The 14929-nt window shown below is 67.8% G+C and carries 18 protein-coding genes; 11 read left to right on the forward strand and 7 right to left on the reverse strand.

Features of this window, described 5'->3' with window-relative positions:
• Positions 1-40 precede the first annotated feature (40 nt).
• Positions 41-520: a methylated-DNA--[protein]-cysteine S-methyltransferase gene (locus KCTC_RS12170; protein ID WP_125569510.1), complete on the forward strand. Its 480-nt coding sequence runs from the start codon at positions 41-43 to the stop codon at positions 518-520.
• Here KCTC_RS12170 and KCTC_RS12175 read toward each other — a convergent pair.
• The 3 genes from KCTC_RS12175 to KCTC_RS12185 form a co-directional block, all read right to left on the reverse strand.
• Positions 517-954: a hypothetical protein gene (locus tag KCTC_RS12175; protein WP_125569511.1), complete on the reverse strand. Its 438-nt coding sequence runs from the start codon at positions 952-954 to the stop codon at positions 517-519. The two genes, KCTC_RS12170 and KCTC_RS12175, sit on opposite strands and share 4 nt — an antisense overlap.
• Positions 955-980: 26 nt before the next feature.
• On the reverse strand, positions 981-1514 hold the full coding sequence (locus tag KCTC_RS12180) for an NUDIX domain-containing protein (RefSeq protein ID WP_125569512.1): 534 nt from the start codon (positions 1512-1514) through the stop codon (positions 981-983).
• 134 nt (positions 1515-1648) lie between these two features.
• A complete protein-coding gene (locus tag KCTC_RS12185; protein ID WP_269461429.1) occupies positions 1649-2401 on the reverse strand; it encodes an IclR family transcriptional regulator in 753 nt (250 codons plus the stop codon).
• A gap of 110 nt (positions 2402-2511) precedes the next feature.
• On the opposite strand from KCTC_RS12185, the gene leuC reads away from it, so the two are divergent.
• From leuC to KCTC_RS12210, 5 genes are all read left to right on the forward strand, one after another.
• Positions 2512-3924, forward strand: a complete 1413-nt coding sequence (gene leuC, locus KCTC_RS12190; RefSeq protein ID WP_125569513.1) for a 3-isopropylmalate dehydratase large subunit — start codon at positions 2512-2514, stop codon at positions 3922-3924.
• A 30-nt stretch (positions 3925-3954) separates the two neighbouring features.
• Positions 3955-4542 (forward strand): 3-isopropylmalate dehydratase small subunit, encoded by a 588-nt coding sequence (leuD, locus tag KCTC_RS12195; RefSeq protein WP_125569514.1) that lies wholly within the window; start codon positions 3955-3957, stop codon positions 4540-4542.
• A gap of 116 nt (positions 4543-4658) precedes the next feature.
• Positions 4659-5498, forward strand: coding sequence for an HU family DNA-binding protein (locus KCTC_RS15185; protein ID WP_125569515.1), 840 nt, complete (start codon positions 4659-4661; stop codon positions 5496-5498).
• A 107-nt stretch (positions 5499-5605) separates the two neighbouring features.
• A complete protein-coding gene (locus tag KCTC_RS12205; protein WP_125569516.1) occupies positions 5606-6343 on the forward strand; it encodes a lysophospholipid acyltransferase family protein in 738 nt (245 codons plus the stop codon).
• A 1-nt stretch (position 6344) separates the two neighbouring features.
• A complete protein-coding gene (locus KCTC_RS12210) occupies positions 6345-7349 on the forward strand; it encodes an NAD(P)H-dependent glycerol-3-phosphate dehydrogenase (RefSeq protein WP_125569517.1) in 1005 nt (334 codons plus the stop codon).
• 97 nt (positions 7350-7446) lie between these two features.
• Here KCTC_RS12210 and KCTC_RS12215 read toward each other — a convergent pair whose 3' ends face one another.
• The gene (locus KCTC_RS12215; RefSeq protein WP_125569518.1) at positions 7447-8520 is read right to left on the reverse strand and encodes a trans-sulfuration enzyme family protein; all 1074 of its coding nucleotides are present in this window, start codon (positions 8518-8520) and stop codon (positions 7447-7449) included.
• Between the two features lie 51 nt (positions 8521-8571).
• On the opposite strand from KCTC_RS12215, the gene KCTC_RS12220 reads away from it, so the two are divergent.
• Genes KCTC_RS12220 through KCTC_RS12235 form a run of 4 tightly spaced genes read left to right on the forward strand, consistent with a single transcriptional unit; the run spans position 8572 to position 12149 of the window.
• Positions 8572-9300, forward strand: coding sequence for an alpha/beta fold hydrolase (locus KCTC_RS12220; protein ID WP_164512586.1), 729 nt, complete (start codon positions 8572-8574; stop codon positions 9298-9300).
• Positions 9297-10655: a UDP-N-acetylmuramoyl-tripeptide--D-alanyl-D-alanine ligase gene (locus tag KCTC_RS12225; RefSeq protein WP_125569520.1), complete on the forward strand. Its 1359-nt coding sequence runs from the start codon at positions 9297-9299 to the stop codon at positions 10653-10655. The genes KCTC_RS12220 and KCTC_RS12225 overlap by 4 nt, the downstream gene beginning before the upstream one ends.
• Positions 10656-10666: 11 nt before the next feature.
• Positions 10667-11761 carry a D-alanine--D-alanine ligase family protein gene (locus KCTC_RS12230; RefSeq protein ID WP_125569521.1) on the forward strand — a complete coding sequence of 365 codons (1095 nt, stop codon included), beginning with the start codon at positions 10667-10669 and terminating at the stop codon, positions 11759-11761.
• A gap of 7 nt (positions 11762-11768) precedes the next feature.
• Complete coding sequence (locus KCTC_RS12235) at positions 11769-12149, forward strand: nuclear transport factor 2 family protein (protein ID WP_125569522.1); 381 nt, start codon at positions 11769-11771, stop codon at positions 12147-12149.
• Here the strand turns inward: KCTC_RS12235 and KCTC_RS12240 are convergent.
• Positions 12146-13099: a D-alanine--D-alanine ligase family protein gene (locus KCTC_RS12240; protein ID WP_125569523.1), complete on the reverse strand. Its 954-nt coding sequence runs from the start codon at positions 13097-13099 to the stop codon at positions 12146-12148. The two genes, KCTC_RS12235 and KCTC_RS12240, sit on opposite strands and share 4 nt — an antisense overlap.
• Before the next feature lies 1 nt (position 13100).
• Positions 13101-13337: an Lrp/AsnC family transcriptional regulator gene (locus KCTC_RS12245; protein WP_125569524.1), complete on the reverse strand. Its 237-nt coding sequence runs from the start codon at positions 13335-13337 to the stop codon at positions 13101-13103.
• Between the two features lie 118 nt (positions 13338-13455).
• Here KCTC_RS12245 and KCTC_RS12250 point away from each other — a divergent pair, with 118 nt between their 5' ends.
• The gene (locus tag KCTC_RS12250; protein WP_125569525.1) at positions 13456-14388 is read left to right on the forward strand and encodes a thiamine-phosphate kinase; all 933 of its coding nucleotides are present in this window, start codon (positions 13456-13458) and stop codon (positions 14386-14388) included.
• Between the two features lie 195 nt (positions 14389-14583).
• Here KCTC_RS12250 and rpmB read toward each other — a convergent pair whose 3' ends face one another.
• Positions 14584-14772: a 50S ribosomal protein L28 gene (rpmB, locus tag KCTC_RS12255; RefSeq protein WP_125569526.1), complete on the reverse strand. Its 189-nt coding sequence runs from the start codon at positions 14770-14772 to the stop codon at positions 14584-14586.
• Between the last annotated feature and the right edge of the window lie 157 nt (positions 14773-14929).

Raw genomic sequence — 14929 nt, forward strand, 5'->3', positions numbered from 1 at the left:
TGTGTCACGTTCTGTCGGTGGCCGCTGGTAGTAATGCCTCATGTGGACAGAGATCGATTCGCCCGTGGGCCGGCTGCGGCTGGTGGAGCGTGAGGGGTCGATCGCGGCGATCGACTTCTTCCCTTTCACGTACGCCGATGGCCGTCCACGCGGTGATCGTGACGATCAGCATCCGGTGCTGCTGGAGTGTGCACGACAACTTGCTGAGTACTTCGCGGGAGACCGCAGTGTGTTCGACCTGCCGCTCGCCCCGATCGGGACCGAGTGGCAGCAGCAGGTGTGGGGTGCGCTGCTCGAGATCCGGTTCGGGGAGACGGCGACGTATGGCGACATCGCACTGCGCCTGGGGAAGACCAACGCGGCTGCGCGAGCGGTCGGCCTGGCGAACGGGTCGAATCCCATCCCGATCGTGATCCCGTGCCACCGCGTCATCGGAGCCGACGGGTCACTGACTGGCTACGCCGGCGGGATCGAGCGCAAGCAACTACTGCTCGACATCGAGTCCGAGAGCCTCTTCTAGGACCCCGCCGCTGTGGGGCCGTTGTACGCGACACCCCGTACGCCGCGCAGCTGCGCGTTGGCGCCGATCAACTGAGCGCTGGCGGCCTTCCCGTCAGCAGTCGGCTTCAGACGTCCGAGCTGTCGTTTGACCAGGCCGGCGTCGGTGAGTTCGCGCTCGATGGCAAGGACGGGTTCGGTTTTCGGGACCTGCTTCGCGATCAGTGCGGCCGTTGCCCGCGGTTCCAGGGAGATCAGGTTGAGCACGACCCGCTGGATCGTCTCCTCCGGCTTGAGATGGTCGCCGCGACGGACCGACAGGACCCCGTCGGTCTCGTAGAGCCGCCGGTGGGCGGTCAGCGACGCGATCGCGACCTCGGTGAGCCGGAGCTCTCCGCCGATCAAGTACGCGTCGCGCCAGGCGGGATCGCCCAACGGAAGGAAATCAGCGTCCATGGACGGAGGTTAGTCCTCCGACCCGCTCACCATGGGCGGTTGAGGGCGATGGATGCGTACGTCAGCGCACACAGCGTCTCGGCGTCGGTGAACGCGCCCGAGGCGATCAGGTCGCGTATGTCTGACCACGGCACGCGCCGGACTTCGGTGATGCCTTCCTCATGCATCGCATGCGATGTCACCTGGGTGAGCCCGCGGGCGAGGAAGACGTACCCGGGTGCCCGGCAGATGCCGTTGAGCGAGTTGAAGAAGCCGATCTGTTGCCAGTCGGTCGCGGCGTACCCGGTCTCCTCGGCGAGTTCGCGCGCCGCTGCCACCACGGGGTCCTGGCCGTCGCTGCCGCCCGCAGGGATCTCAAGGCTCTCCCCGACCGTGTAGCGCTGGACCGTCACCAACAGGACCTCATCGGCGTCGGTCAGCGCGACGATCCAGACGGCCGGGTTGTGTACCTCCACCACGCCATAGATGCCCTCGCCGCCGTCAGGGCGTACGACCTCGTCCTCAAGGACGCGGATCCACGGGTTCGCGTACGCGACGCGGCTGGTCAGTTGCTTCCACATGGGATGCAGTCTGACGAACGTCGGGTCTGCTGCGCTTTGCGCAGCACTCCCTCGCTCGGCACAAGCGCTCGCGCAAGCGCGGCGCGTGGCCTCTCTCCGGTCGTCTCGACCTGACGGATGTCGGGTTTCGGCGGCTACTCAGCGGCTGCGCGGCGAAGGGATTCCGACAGGCGCTCGGCCGCGGCGAGGACGGCAGGCGCGTGCATCCGGCCCGGGGTACGGGTGAGTCGCTCGAGCGGGCCCGAGACGGACACAGCCGCGATGATCTTGCCGGCGGGGGAGCGTACGGGGGCGGAGACCGACGCCACGCCTGCCTCGCGCTCGCCGACCGACTGCGCCCAGCCGCGGCGGCGGATGCCGGACAGGGCAGCGGCAGAGAAGGCGGCGTTCTGCAGCCCACGGTGCATCCGCTCCGGGTCCTCCCAGGCCAGGAGCACCTGGGCGGCGGAACCGGCACGCATGGTCAGCTGAGATCCGACCGGGATCGTGTCGCGCAGGCCCGAGGGCCGTTCGGCGGCAGCCACGCAGATGCGGACGTCGCCCTGGCGGCGCCACAGCTGCGCCGACTCGCCGGTGATGTCACGCAGGCGTGCCAGGACCGGGCCAGCGGTGGCCAGCAGTCGGTCTTCTCCGGCGGCACTGGACAACTCGGCCAGGCGAGGGCCGAGAATGAAACGTCCCTGCATGTCACGAGCGACGAGGCGGTGGTGTTCCAGTGCGACGGCGAGACGATGCGCCGTCGGTCGAGCGAGTCCGGTGCCGGCGACGAGGCCCGCCAGCGTGAGCGGACCTGACTCCAGAGCGGTCAGTACCTGGGCGGCCTTGTCGAGGACGCCAACGCCACTGCCGCTCTCGAGCCGAGTACTGTCCATACGACCGTTGTCCATATTGCAAGACTAAATGTCTCATTTGCTGGACGCAAGTCGTACGCTGTTCAAGCGTCTCGATGACGCTGATTTCGAAGGCCCGCGGCGTAGCCGCATGTGAGGAGAGCGTGATGGGTAAGACCCTGTCAGAGAAGGTGTGGGACGCGCACGTCGTCCGGTCCAACCCCGGTGAGCCGGACCTGCTCTACATCGACCTCCACCTCATCCACGAGGTGACCTCTCCGCAGGCATTCGACGGTCTGCGCCTGGCTGGACGTACGGTCCGCCGCCCCGACCTGACCCTCGCGACCGAGGACCACAACGTCCCGACGCTCGACTGGGACAAGCCGATCGCCGACCCGGTCTCCAAGACCCAGGTCGACACGCTGCGCAAGAACGCCGCCGAGTTCGGCGTACGCCTGCACCCGCTCGGCGACATCGAGCAGGGCATCGTGCACGTCGTCGGCCCGCAGCTGGGTCTGACCCAGCCGGGCGCCACGATCGTCTGTGGTGATTCGCACACCTCCACGCACGGCGCGTTCGGCGCGATCGCATTCGGCATCGGTACGTCCGAGGTGGAGCACGTGCTCGCCACCCAGACGCTGATGCAGGCCAAGCCGAAGACCATGGCCGTGACCGTCAACGGCGACCTGGCTGACGGCGTCACCGCCAAGGACCTGATCCTCTACCTGATCGCACAGACCGGCACCGGCGGAGGCCAGGGCTACATCGTCGAGTACCGCGGCGGCGCCATCGAGAAGCTCTCGATGGAAGGTCGGATGACGATCTGCAACATGTCGATCGAGTGGGGCGCGAAGGCGGGCATGATCGCCCCGGACCAGACCACCTTCGACTACATCGACGGCAAGCCGGAGGCCCCGAAGGGTGCTGACTGGGATGCCGCCGTTGCGTACTGGAAGACCCTGACGACCGACGCGGACGCGACCTTCGACAAGGAGATCGTGATCGACGCCGCCGACGTGACGCCGTTCGTGACCTGGGGTACGAACCCGGGCCAGGGCGTGCCGCTCGGCGCGAACGTGCCCTCGCCGGCCGACTTCACCGACCCGGTTGACAAGATCGCGTGCGAGAAGGCCCTGGAGTACATGGGTCTGGAGGCCGGCCAGCCGATGAGGTCGGTCAAGGTCGACACCGTCTTCGTCGGTTCCTGCACCAACGGTCGCATCGAGGACCTCCGTCTGGCCGCCGAGATCATCAAGGGCCACAAGGTCGCCGAGGGCACCCGCCTGCTGGTCGTGCCGGGTTCGGTGCGCGTACGCAACCAGGCGATGGAGGAGGGCCTCGACAAGGTCTTCATCGAGGCTGGCGCCGAATGGCGAGGCGCGGGCTGCTCGATGTGCCTCGGCATGAACCCGGACACGCTCGCCCCGCAGGAGCGCAGCGCGTCGACCTCGAACCGCAACTTCGAGGGTCGTCAGGGCAAGGGCGGTCGTACGCACCTCGTCTCGATCCCGGTCGCTGCGGCCACCGCCGTACGCGGCACGTTGTCCTCGCCCGCCGATCTGGCTCCGGCCACGGTCTGAACAGCGCCTTTTAGAAGCAGGAGTCTGATCATGGACAAGTTCACCTCGCACTCCGGCGTCGGCGTCCCGCTGCGGCGCAGCAACGTCGACACCGACCAGATCATCCCGGCGGTGTACCTCAAGCGAGTCACTCGCAGCGGCTTCGAGGACGGCTTGTTCGCCGCATGGCGCAACGACCCGGAGTTCGTCCTCAACCAGGACCAGTACAAGGCCGGTTCGGTCCTCGTGGCAGGCCCCGACTTCGGGACCGGGTCCTCGCGTGAGCACGCTGTCTGGGCGCTCCAGAACTACGGCTTCAAGGTCGTCGTCTCGGCTCGATTCGCGGACATCTTCCGCGGCAACTCCGGCAAGGCCGGCCTTCTCGCTGCGCAGATCGACGAGTCGGCCGTCGAACGGATCTGGGAGTACCTGGACGCGAATCCTGGTGGCGAGGTGTCCGTGGACCTCGAGACCCGGACCGTCAAGGCTGGCGACATCGAGACGTCGTTCGACATCGATGACTACACGCGTCACCGGTTGCTCAACGGCCTCGACGACATCGGCATCACGCTGGGTCACGTCGCGGACATCGCCGCGTACGAGGCCGGGCGTCCGAGCTTCAAGCCGACGACTCTCTGAGTCCTCCCGCTGGCTATCCGGAAGGGCCGCCACGTCGACCAGACGTGTGCGGCCCTTTTGCTTTTCCTGATTTCTCAATACCGTGGAGCGTCCTGACCTGGAGAAAGGTTTCCCCCGTGGCTACGAACAGCTTCCTGGACGCGCTCGCCGCGCGTTTCGATGGCAACAAGAAGAAGGCAACCGAGGCGCTCGACGTCGTGCTCGACACGCTGTCCGGCGAACTCGCGCGTGGTGAGAAGGTCGTCCTGCGCGGCTTCGGTACCTTCCAGAAGGTCGCTGCCGTCCCCGGCGACACCGCGAAGCGCACCCGTGCTGCAGTCCTCGAGTTCAGCCCGTCGGCTGCCCTGAAGGACGCCGTCGGCTCGCTCCCGGGCCTCTCGGCCGGCCGCAAGGCCAAGGCCACCGCACAGATCGATGCAGCCAAGGCCAAGGTGGATGCTGCCGAGGCGAGGACGAAGGCCTCAGTCGACAAGGCCAAGGCCAGGGTGGATGCGGCCGAGGCCAAGGCCAAGTCTTCGGTCGACAAGGCGAAGGCGAAGGTCGACGCTGCCATCGGCGACGCGAAGTTGGAGGCGAGGACGGCGGTGGCGACTGCTGAGGCCGCCGCCGAGAAGAGCGTCAACACGGTCAAGAAGACCGTTGCCCGTACGCCGGCGAAGAAGGCTGCTCCGGCAGCGAAGAAGGCCACCGCGACTGTGAAGAAGGCCGCAGCGCCGGCGACGAAGAAGGCCACCGCAACGGCAACCAAGGCTGCGGCTCCAGTGAAGAAGGCAGCCGCCAGGAAGGCGCCTGCAAAGAAGGCTCCGGCCAAGGCTGCTGCGACCAAGGCTGCGCCCGCCAAGAAGGCTCCTGTGAAGGCTGCCGCCAAGAAGACCGTGGCGGTCAAGAAGACCGCGCCGGCCAAGAAGGCTCCCGCAAAGACCGCGGCCAAGAAGGCTCCGGCCAAGAAGTCCTGACCGACCTACAGATACGAGCCGAGCCCCTGACCGGGGCTCGGCTCGTATCATTTTCTGTGCACGCGTGCCTCCTGACGCTGAGCGACGGCCGCCACTAAGTTGGGCGGGTGGGAAAGTTCCGCAAGCTCAATCGACGACCCAACTGGGCATGGTCGTTCGCCGTCGCCATCCTGCTGGTGCCGCTGCGCACGCTCACCAAGCGGGACTGGCGCAACGCCGACCGGATCCCCGCGGACGGCGGCGCGATCATCGCGATCAACCACGTGTCGCACGTCGATCCGCTCACTGCGGCGCACCTGACCTACGAGTGGGGTCGGCAGTCGCACTACCTGGCGAAGGCCGCACTGTTCAGGGGCAGGCTCGGGACGTTCCTGCGCGCAGCGGGCCAGATCCCCGTCGACCGCTCTTCCGGCGGAGCTGACGCCCTGTCGGAGGCGATTGCGGCGGTGAACGCCGGCGAATTGGTCGTCGTCTACATCGAGGGCTCGATCACCAAGGACCCGACCGGCTGGCCGATGGTGCCCAAGACAGGGGCTGCCCGGCTGGCGCTCGCGACCGGCGCCCCGGTGATCCCGGTGGGACAGTGGGGGGCGCAGGAGATCCTGCCGGCGTACTCGAACAAGCCGAAGCTGTTCCCCCGCAAGACCGTCCACATCAACGTCGGCGAGCCGATGAACCTCGCCGGCATCGCGGACGATGCCGAGGGCGTACACCGTGCGACCGACCTGATCATGGGTGAGATCGTCGCGTTGGTGGAGGATCTGCGGGGCGAGAAGGCCCCCGCGGAGCGCTTCGACCCGATCGCGCACGGCATGCGTGCCACCGGCAACCCGAACAAGGACTGACATGACTCGACACATCGCCGTACTCGGTTCTGGTTCGTGGGGGACCGCGTTCTCGCTCGTCCTGGCCGATGCCGGCAACGACGTCACCATGTGGGCGCGGCGGGAAGAGCTCGCGAAGGCGATCCGGGAGACGCACGAGAACCCCGACTATCTGCCCGGGCTTCCCCTACCGGAGCGGATCACCAGCACCCACGACGTCGAAGAGGCGATCGGCGGCGCAGACGTCGTCGTCCTGGCCACCCCGTCCCAGACGCTGCGGGAGAACCTGAAGGACTGGGCGCCCTTGGTCGCGCCCGATGCTGTCTTCGTCTCGCTGATGAAGGGGGTCGAGCTCGGCACCCTCAACCGGATGAGCGAAGTCATCGCCCAGGAGACGGGTGCCGACCCCGGCCGGATCGCCGTGGTCAGCGGTCCGAACCTCGCCAAAGAGATCGCCCGCCGCGAGCCAGCGGCATCGGTGGTCGCCTGCGCGGACGATCGCGTCGCCACTGCGTTGCAGAGCCGGATGCACTCGCCGACCTTCCGCCCGTACACATCCACCGACGTCCTCGGGTGCGAGATCGGCGGTGCGTACAAGAACGTGGTGGCACTCGCCGTCGGCATGGCGGTCGGCCTGGGGTACGGCGACAACTCGACCGCATCCGTGATCACACGCGGCCTCGCCGAGACCGCACGCCTCGCGATGACCCTCGGAGCCGACCCGCTGACTCTGATGGGTCTGGCCGGCCTCGGCGACCTGGTCGCGACCTGCTCCTCACCGCTGTCCCGCAACCGGACCTTCGGCGAGCGCCTCGGCATGGGGGAGACCACTGCCGACATCATCGCGACCTCCAACCAGGTCGCCGAGGGGGCGAAGTCCTGCTCGTCGTTGCGGGCGCTCGCGGCAGCCAGTGGCGTGGACGCACCGTTGGTCCAGTACGTCGACGATGTCGTTGCCGGCCGGATCACCCCGACCGACATGGTCGATGCGATCCTCTCCCGGTCGACGAAGGCTGAACGGGACTGAGCGCGAAAGGTGAAGAAATCTCGGACGAAAGGTGAAGAAATCCCGTTCGCGATGACGTGCCGTGGATCGTCGCGCTGTTTGGGTGTCCGAGATTTCTTTACCTTTCGTCCGAGATTTCTTCACCTTTCGCGCTGATGGCCTGGTCAAGGTCGGCCCAGAGGTCTTCGACGTCCTCGATCCCGACCGACAGACGCAGGAGGCCCTCAGGCACGTCGGGCGACTCACTGACCCAGCGTCGGCGCCGTTCCAGCGTGGATTCGACGCCTCCCAGCGACGTCGCGTGCGTCCACAGGCGTACGCGCCGCTCCACCCACTCACCCGCCTCGGCGGTCGGCATCACGATCGCGAGCATCGCGCCGAAGCCCGGGTCGCGAACCTCGACACCAGCCTCACGCAGCCGCGAAGCCAGCTCGCGGGCATTGGCCGAGGCCCGCTCGACCCGCAGGGCCAGGGTGCGCAGACCACGCAGGGCAAGCCACGCCTCGAACGGCCCCGGGATCGCGCCCAGCAGATCCCGACGGCCCTTGAGGACCTTGAACAGCTCCTCGTCGCTGACCACCACCGCGCCCATGGTCACGTCGGAGTGACCGGCGAGGAACTTCGTCACCGAGTGCACGACGATGTCGGCCCCGAGCTCCAGCGGGCGCTGGAGCAGCGGCGTGGCGAAGGTGTTGTCGACCACGACGCGTACGCCGGCGTCATGGGCGAGCTTGATCAACGCCGGCAGATCCGCAACCTCCATGCCGGGGTTGGTCGGGGACTCGATCCACAGGAGCGCGACGTCGTCATCGTCGACGGCGGCCGCCACCTCATCAAGATCCGTGATGTCGACGAGCTTGCTCCGGAGGCGCTCACGCAACTGCAGGTCGGCGAGTTGGCCGATCGTCCCGCTGTAGGCCTGCCCGCACACGACCGTGCTGTCCGAGACCAGGTCAAGCAGCACGGCGGTCGCCGCCTGTCCGCTCGAGTACGCCAGCGCGTGCCCACCCTCGAGTGTCCCGAGCGCCTCCTCGAAGGCAGTCCAGGTGGGGTTCGTCCAGCGGCCGTACTCGAACTCGCCGCCCCCGACGTACGTCGACGCCATCGTGATCGGCGTGTTCAGAGGCGCGTCGGGAACCTTCAGCGGCCGCCCCGCGTGCACGACCTGGGTGGCAGGACTGAGTTGCTCCATCCGACCAGTGTGCCGGACATCGCCCGCCGGTTGACTCGATAGGGTGTGGACGTGCTGGCGACGTTGTTGGGGGGCCGCGCGTACGCCGAGAAGTTCGGTGACGGCGAGCCGCAGGTGGTCGCGCTCCACGGGTGGGCGCGCAACCGGTCGGACTGGGCGACCACCCTCGACGGCATGGATGCCCTGGCGGTCGACCTCCCCGGGTTCGGGGCGACACCGACCCCGCCGTCGGGATGGTCGACGAGTGAGTACGCCGGCTGGCTCGCGCAGATCCTTGGCGACCTGGACCGACCTGTCCTGGTCGGTCATTCGTTCGGTGGACGGCTCGCGATCCAGTTGGCCGCCGCCCGGCCAGATCTCGTCAGGGGCCTGGTGCTGACCGGTGTGCCGTTCTTCCGCGGGCGCACCCACTCCCGTCCGCCGCTCGGATTCCGGATGGCGCGTTCTGCCCATGCGAACGGGCTGATCACCGACGAGACCATGGAGAAGTACCGCCACAAGTACGGTTCCCCGGACTACCGGGCGACGTCCGGCCACATGCGGGACGTACTCGTCAAAGCGGTCAACGAGGAGTACGCGGTGCAGCTGGACACGATCGCTCGCTCCGGGGTGCCGGTCCGCCTGGTGTGGGGTGAGGCCGACGAGGTCTCGCCGCTGTGGATGGCACAGCGTGCCGCGCAGATCCTGGACGCCCCGTTCGTGGTCGTGCCGAACTCCGAGCACCTGATTGATGCCCGGATCTCGGCGTCCCTGCGCGCAGCGATCGAGAGCCTGCCGTGATCGCCCTGTCGCTGTCGGAGATCGCCGACATCGTCGACGGCGAGCTGGTTGGCGCCGATGTGACGATCGACGGCCCGGTGGTGATCGACAGTCGCGAGGCGGGGCCCCGAGGCTTGTTCGCCGCGTTCGTCGGCGAGCATGTGGACGGCCACGACTACGTCGAGGCGGCGCGCGAGCGCGGTGCCGTGGCGGTGCTGGGGAGTCGCGCCACCTCGTTGCCGACGGTCATTGTTGCTGACCCGCAGCGGGCGTTGCAACGGCTCGCCTCTCACGTGGTCGGAGTGTTGCGTGAAGCCGATTTCCTGACTGTCCTCGCGGTGACCGGATCCCAGGGAAAGACCTCGACGAAGGACCTGCTCGCGGCCGTGCTGGCCGCAGAGGCTCCGACGGTCGCGACGGCGGGCTCGTACAACAATGAGTTGGGCGTGCCGATCACCGCGCTGCGAGCGACGCGGGAGACCCGCTTCCTGCTGCTCGAAATGGGCGCACGCGGCGTCGGGCACCTGCGCGAGCTCACCGACTTGATCGCCCCCGACGTCCCGATCGTGCTGAACGTTGGCACCGCGCATCTGGGGGAGTTCGGGTCGCGAGACGCGATCGCGCTGGCCAAGAGCGAACTGGTCTCGGGCATGGCGGAGGGCGGCATCGCGATCCTCAACGCCGACGATCCTGCCGTGTCGGCGATGGCCGTCCTCGCGCCGGAGGACACCTTCACCTTCGGCACGGGAGCGGATGCGGACGTACGGGTCGTCAATCTGCGGCTGGATTCGCGCGGGCGGCCGTCGTTCCGTCTGCACACCGGGCAGGGTGACGCCGACGTGTCGTTGCGGCTCGTCGGTGCGCACCAGGCCATGAACGCCGCTGCGGCCGCGGCGGCGGCACTGATCGAGGGCGTCCCTCTCGAGACGGTCGTCGAGGCACTGGGGCAGGTCACGGAACTGTCCAAGTGGCGGATGGAACTCACCGAACGCGACGGCATCACCTTCCTCAACGACGCGTACAACGCGAACCCCGAGTCGATGCGGGCCGGACTGGATGCGCTGGCGACGATCGGCGCCGCTGACGACGTGACCCGCACGGTCGCCGTGCTCGGCGAGATGAAGGAGCTCGGCGCGGAGTCGGAGGACGCACACCGCTCTGTCGGCGCGTACGCCGCCTCGATCGGGATCGACTCCGTGGTCGTGATCGGCGAGCCTGCTCGAGGCACGCACGATGCGTTCCCCGGCAGCGTTTTCCTCTCGACCAACGACGAGGCCGTCGACTGGTTGCGCGGACATCTGCGCACTGGCGATGCGGTGCTCTTCAAGGCCTCCAACGGGGCGCGCCTCTATGAGGTCGCCGAAGCCCTTCGTTAGGCTCGCGGATCATGGCTGACGCAACGATCCTCCCCTTCACCTCGGGCCGGAAGACACGCGTCGCGCTGCTGTTCGGCGGCCGCTCCGGTGAGCACTCGATCTCGGCGGCCACCGCGGCTGGTGTCCTGAACGCCATCGATCGCTCCAAGTACGAGGTGGTGCCGATCGGGATCACGCGCGGCGGACAGTGGGTGCTGACCTCGTCGGACGCCGCCCAGTTCGAACTCGCTGGCGGCCACCTCCCGGAGGTCACCGAGGACTCCGGGAGAGCCCTGGACACGCTCTCGGACGCCGGTCCGATTGATGTGGTGTTCCCGGTGCTGCACGGCCCGTTCGGTGAGGACGGCACCATCCAGGGACTGCTGGAGATGGCAGGTGTCCGTTACGTCGGCTGCGGCGTACTCGCCAGTGCCGTCGGCATGGACAAGCACTACATGAAGATCGCGTTGGCAGCTGCCGGTCTGCCGGTGGGCCCGTACGTGGTGGTCCACCCGCGCGACTGGGAACGCCGACAGGCCGAGATCGTCGCGGAGGCCAGCAAGCTCGACTTCCCGGTCTTCGTGAAGCCCTCGCGTGCAGGCTCCTCGCTCGGCGTGACCCGTGTCGACGACATCGCGCACCTGGTCGGCGCAGTCGACCTGGCGCGGTTCCACGACCCGAAGGTGCTCATCGAGCAGGGGATCGAAGGCCGCGAGATCGAGTGCGCCGTGCTGGGCGGACGCGGCGGCGCGCCGGCCCGGGCCTCTGTCCCCGGGGAAGTCGTCGTCGACCACGACGAAGCCGACTTCTACGACTTCGAGGCGAAGTACCTCTCCGCATCACAGGCGCGTACGGATGCCCCGGCGGATCTTCCGGAGAGCATCACGGCCACCATCCAGGAGTACGCGGTCCGCGCGTTCGAGGCGATCGGCGGCGAAGGCCTCTCCCGGGTCGACTCGTTCGTGACGCCCGAAGGCGACGTGATCATCAACGAGATCAACACGATGCCCGGCTTCACGCCGATCTCGATGTATCCGAAGATGTGGGAAGCCAGCGGGCTCGCGTACCCGGACCTCATCGACCAGCTCATCCAGCTGGCAGTCGAGCGCCCGATCGGGCTGAGATGATCGACGCATGAAGGCATTTCGTGAGCTGGTCGAGGCCGGCGATGTCAGCAACGTCGAGGCCCTGCTCGCACTGGAGGTGCGATTCACCAGCCCGGTTGCGTTCAAGCCGTACGACGGCGCGCCGATGGTGGCGGCGATCCTGCGTGCCGCGTTCCGGGTCTTCGAGGACTTCACGTACGTCCGCGAGGTCACGGACGCGCCCAACTCGGTGCTGGAGTTCACCGCGACCGTCAACGGTCTGGCCATCAACGGAGTCGACATGATCCGGGTGAACGCCGACGGTCTCATCGACGACTTCAAGGTCATGGTGCGACCGCTCTCGGCTGCGACTGCACTGGCCGAGCGGATGGGCGTCGAGTTCGCCCAGATCGCCGCAGAGCTGAGCTAGCGAGCGACAGCCCGCTCGAGCAGCCCGAGTGCGACGTGCCCCAGCGTGGTGCCTGAGGCGGCACACGCGTACGGGAAGACCGAGGTCTCCGTCGTGCCCGGGGTGATCGCGACCTCGAGGACCACGTACGAACCGTCCGCGGCGACCAGGAAGTCGCTGCGCGACACGTCGCGCAGACCCAGCGTTTCGTGCGCGCGTACGGCGACGTCGCCGAGCTCGTCGAGCAGAGGCTGGGGGAGTTCTGGCTTCGCCAGGCCGACGAACTCGGCGGTGTAGCGCGCCGAGAAGTCGAACTCGTGACCCTTGGTGAAGTCGATCGCGATCGGCGTCAGCGCCTGTGGGCCATCGGGACCCTCCAGGACGACGACAGAGACATCGATGCCGGGGTAGAACCGCTCGATCAGCGCGTCGTCGTAGTACGCGTACGTGCCGACGAGAGCCGACGGCAGTTCGGCCAGACCATCCACGCCGGTGACGCCGAGAGCCGAGCCGCCGCGGGCCGGTTTGACCACGACACGCTCACCCAAGCGGGACAGGACGTGCTCCATGAGCGTGGCCGCACCGACGTCGCGGAAGGTCTGCGAGGACAGGCCGACGCTGTCCGGCACCGGGATGCCGCCGCGCCGCAGCAACTCGCGCGCGGCGCTCTTGTCGTACGCCAGCCGGCAGGTCTGTGACGTCGAACCGACGTACGGGACGTCGATCAGTTCGAGCAGGGTCTGGATCTCGCCGTCCTCGCCGAACTGGCCGTGCAGCGCGGGGAGCACCGCGACGACCTTGTCGCGCTCCAGGTTGTGGAGCAGGTTGCGGTCGAAGTCGTACGAGGCGACCTCGAGGCCGAGGCCGCGCAACTCGCGGACGAGGTTGCGGCCGCTGGCCAGCGACACGTCGCGCTCATGGGAGAGGCCGCCGGCGATGACGGCAATCGAGCCGAAGGAGGGATTGCTCATGTCAGATGTGCACGACCGGGCAGGTGAGCGTACGAGTGATCCCGTCGACTTCCTGGACCTTGGCGACCACGAGCTTCCCGAGCTCGTCGATGTTGCGGGCCTCAGCGCGGACGATGACGTCGTACGGGCCAGTGACGTCCTCCGCGGCGGTGACGCCATCGATCGCCCCCACGGCGTCGGCGACGTCGTGCGCCTTCCCGACCGCGGTCTGGATCAGGATGTACGCCTGTACGGCCATGGGAACTCCTTTGGTGGCGGCGCCCGAGTGCGCCGAGTGGGGGTTCCCAACATAGTGCGGACGACGGCGCGCGTCTCCCGTGGTCCGGTGAACGTCGACTGTGAGGTTGGATGGAGGCGTGGGACAGACGGTGGCAGACCTCGGGGAATTCGGCCTGATCGCGCTGTTGACGCAGCGGTTCAGCCAGGGCGAGCACGTCGTGGTCGGACCGGGCGATGACGCGGCACTGGTACGCACCAGGCAGGGCCATGTGGTCGCCTCGGCGGACATGATGGTCGAGGGTCGTCATTTCCGACGCGACTGGGTGGCGGGTTCCGATGTCGGCCACCGGGCAGCCGCACAGAACCTGTCGGACATCAACGCCATGGGCGGTGTCGCACATTCGCTGACGCTCTCGCTGGGCCTGCCACCGGATCTCGAGGTCGCCTGGGTGACCGATCTGGCCACGGGCTTCGCTGAGGAGGCCGCCCTGGTCGGAGCGTCGGTGATCGGGGGAGACATCACGTCTGCGCCCCAGGTCGTCGTGGCGGTGTCCGTACTGGGTGCGGTCAGCCAGGCTCCCGTGCTGCGGTCGGGCGCGCGGCCGGGGGACACGCTGGCTCTCGCCGGGCGGCAGGGGTGGGCGGCCGGTGGACTCGCCGTACTCGGTCGCGGGTTCCGGTCACCGCGCCTGCTGGTGGATGCCTATCGCCGTCCGGAACCGCCGTACGCGGCCGGTCCGCAGGCCGCGGCTGCCGGCGCGACCTCGATGATCGATGTGTCCGACGGGCTGTTGTCCGAGACCGGACACATCGCCCAGGCGTCGGGAGTGGCGATCGACGTACGCTCCGCGGCGTTCGAGATCCCCGAACCGCTCCATGCGGTCGCCGCCGCGACCGGTGCGGACCCGCTCACGATCATCCTCGGTGGGGGAGACGATCACTCCCTCCTCGCGACGTTCCCGGGAGATCTACCGGAGGGCTGGACCGCCATCGGCACCGTCGCCGAAGGCGAAGGCGTCACTGTCGACGGAGCTCCGTACGACGGCCCGACGGGGTGGCGCCACTTCTGATCTGGGTGGAAAACGGACTCCCGAAAAACTGACAGACATGTCTGTCTGGGTCTGGGCGTCACGAGGGTGGGCGATCGTGGGATGACAGACATGTCTGTCAGTTTTTCGGGAGTCCGTTTTCCACCCAGATCAGAAGCGCCGACAAACACGAAGGCCCCCGTCCGAGTGGACGAGGGCCTTCGAGAAAAGCTGGGATCAGCGGGTGACCTTGCCGGCCTTGATGCAGCCGGTGCACACGTTCATGCGCTTCGGGGTGCCGTTGGCGGTGACCGCGCGAACACGCTGAATGTTCGGGTTGAAGCGGCGGTTCGTGATCTTGCGCGACCACGGGCGGTTGTGACCGAAGCCCGGCTTCTTGGCACAGATGTCGCACACGGCAGCCATCGGAACTCCTGAATATCGTTGACGTCTTGGGGAGCGCAGCGGACAAACCCGCCAGCGCAACCCGACGAGAATAGCCGACAACGTCCGGCCCGAAGAAATCTGCGGCCTCGCTGGTCGGTACGACCGACCCACTAACCTTGGCGGCGCACGGTCGAGT

The sequence above is a fragment of the Nocardioides baekrokdamisoli genome (genome assembly GCF_003945325.1).
GTDB lineage: Bacteria > Actinomycetota > Actinomycetes > Propionibacteriales > Nocardioidaceae > Nocardioides > Nocardioides baekrokdamisoli.

Excerpts from the sequence above, each read along its gene's own strand:
- KCTC_RS12215 (WP_125569518.1), bottom strand. The coding sequence starts at position 8,520 with ATGGAGCAACTCAGTCCTGCCACCCAGGTCGTGCACGCGGGGCGGCCG.
- leuD (WP_125569514.1), top strand. The coding sequence starts at position 3,955 with ATGGACAAGTTCACCTCGCACTCCGGCGTCGGCGTCCCGCTGCGGCGC.
- KCTC_RS12235 (WP_125569522.1), top strand. The coding sequence starts at position 11,769 with ATGAAGGCATTTCGTGAGCTGGTCGAGGCCGGCGATGTCAGCAACGTC.
- KCTC_RS12245 (WP_125569524.1), bottom strand. The coding sequence starts at position 13,337 with ATGGCCGTACAGGCGTACATCCTGATCCAGACCGCGGTCGGGAAGGCG.
- KCTC_RS12170 (WP_125569510.1), top strand. The coding sequence starts at position 41 with ATGTGGACAGAGATCGATTCGCCCGTGGGCCGGCTGCGGCTGGTGGAG.
- KCTC_RS12240 (WP_125569523.1), bottom strand. The coding sequence starts at position 13,099 with ATGAGCAATCCCTCCTTCGGCTCGATTGCCGTCATCGCCGGCGGCCTC.
- KCTC_RS12185 (WP_269461429.1), bottom strand. The coding sequence starts at position 2,401 with ATGGACAACGGTCGTATGGACAGTACTCGGCTCGAGAGCGGCAGTGGC.
- KCTC_RS12210 (WP_125569517.1), top strand. The coding sequence starts at position 6,345 with ATGACTCGACACATCGCCGTACTCGGTTCTGGTTCGTGGGGGACCGCG.
- KCTC_RS12175 (WP_125569511.1), bottom strand. The coding sequence starts at position 954 with ATGGACGCTGATTTCCTTCCGTTGGGCGATCCCGCCTGGCGCGACGCG.
- KCTC_RS12180 (WP_125569512.1), bottom strand. The coding sequence starts at position 1,514 with ATGTGGAAGCAACTGACCAGCCGCGTCGCGTACGCGAACCCGTGGATC.
- leuC (WP_125569513.1), top strand. The coding sequence starts at position 2,512 with ATGGGTAAGACCCTGTCAGAGAAGGTGTGGGACGCGCACGTCGTCCGG.
- rpmB (WP_125569526.1), bottom strand. The coding sequence starts at position 14,772 with ATGGCTGCCGTGTGCGACATCTGTGCCAAGAAGCCGGGCTTCGGTCAC.
- KCTC_RS12230 (WP_125569521.1), top strand. The coding sequence starts at position 10,667 with ATGGCTGACGCAACGATCCTCCCCTTCACCTCGGGCCGGAAGACACGC.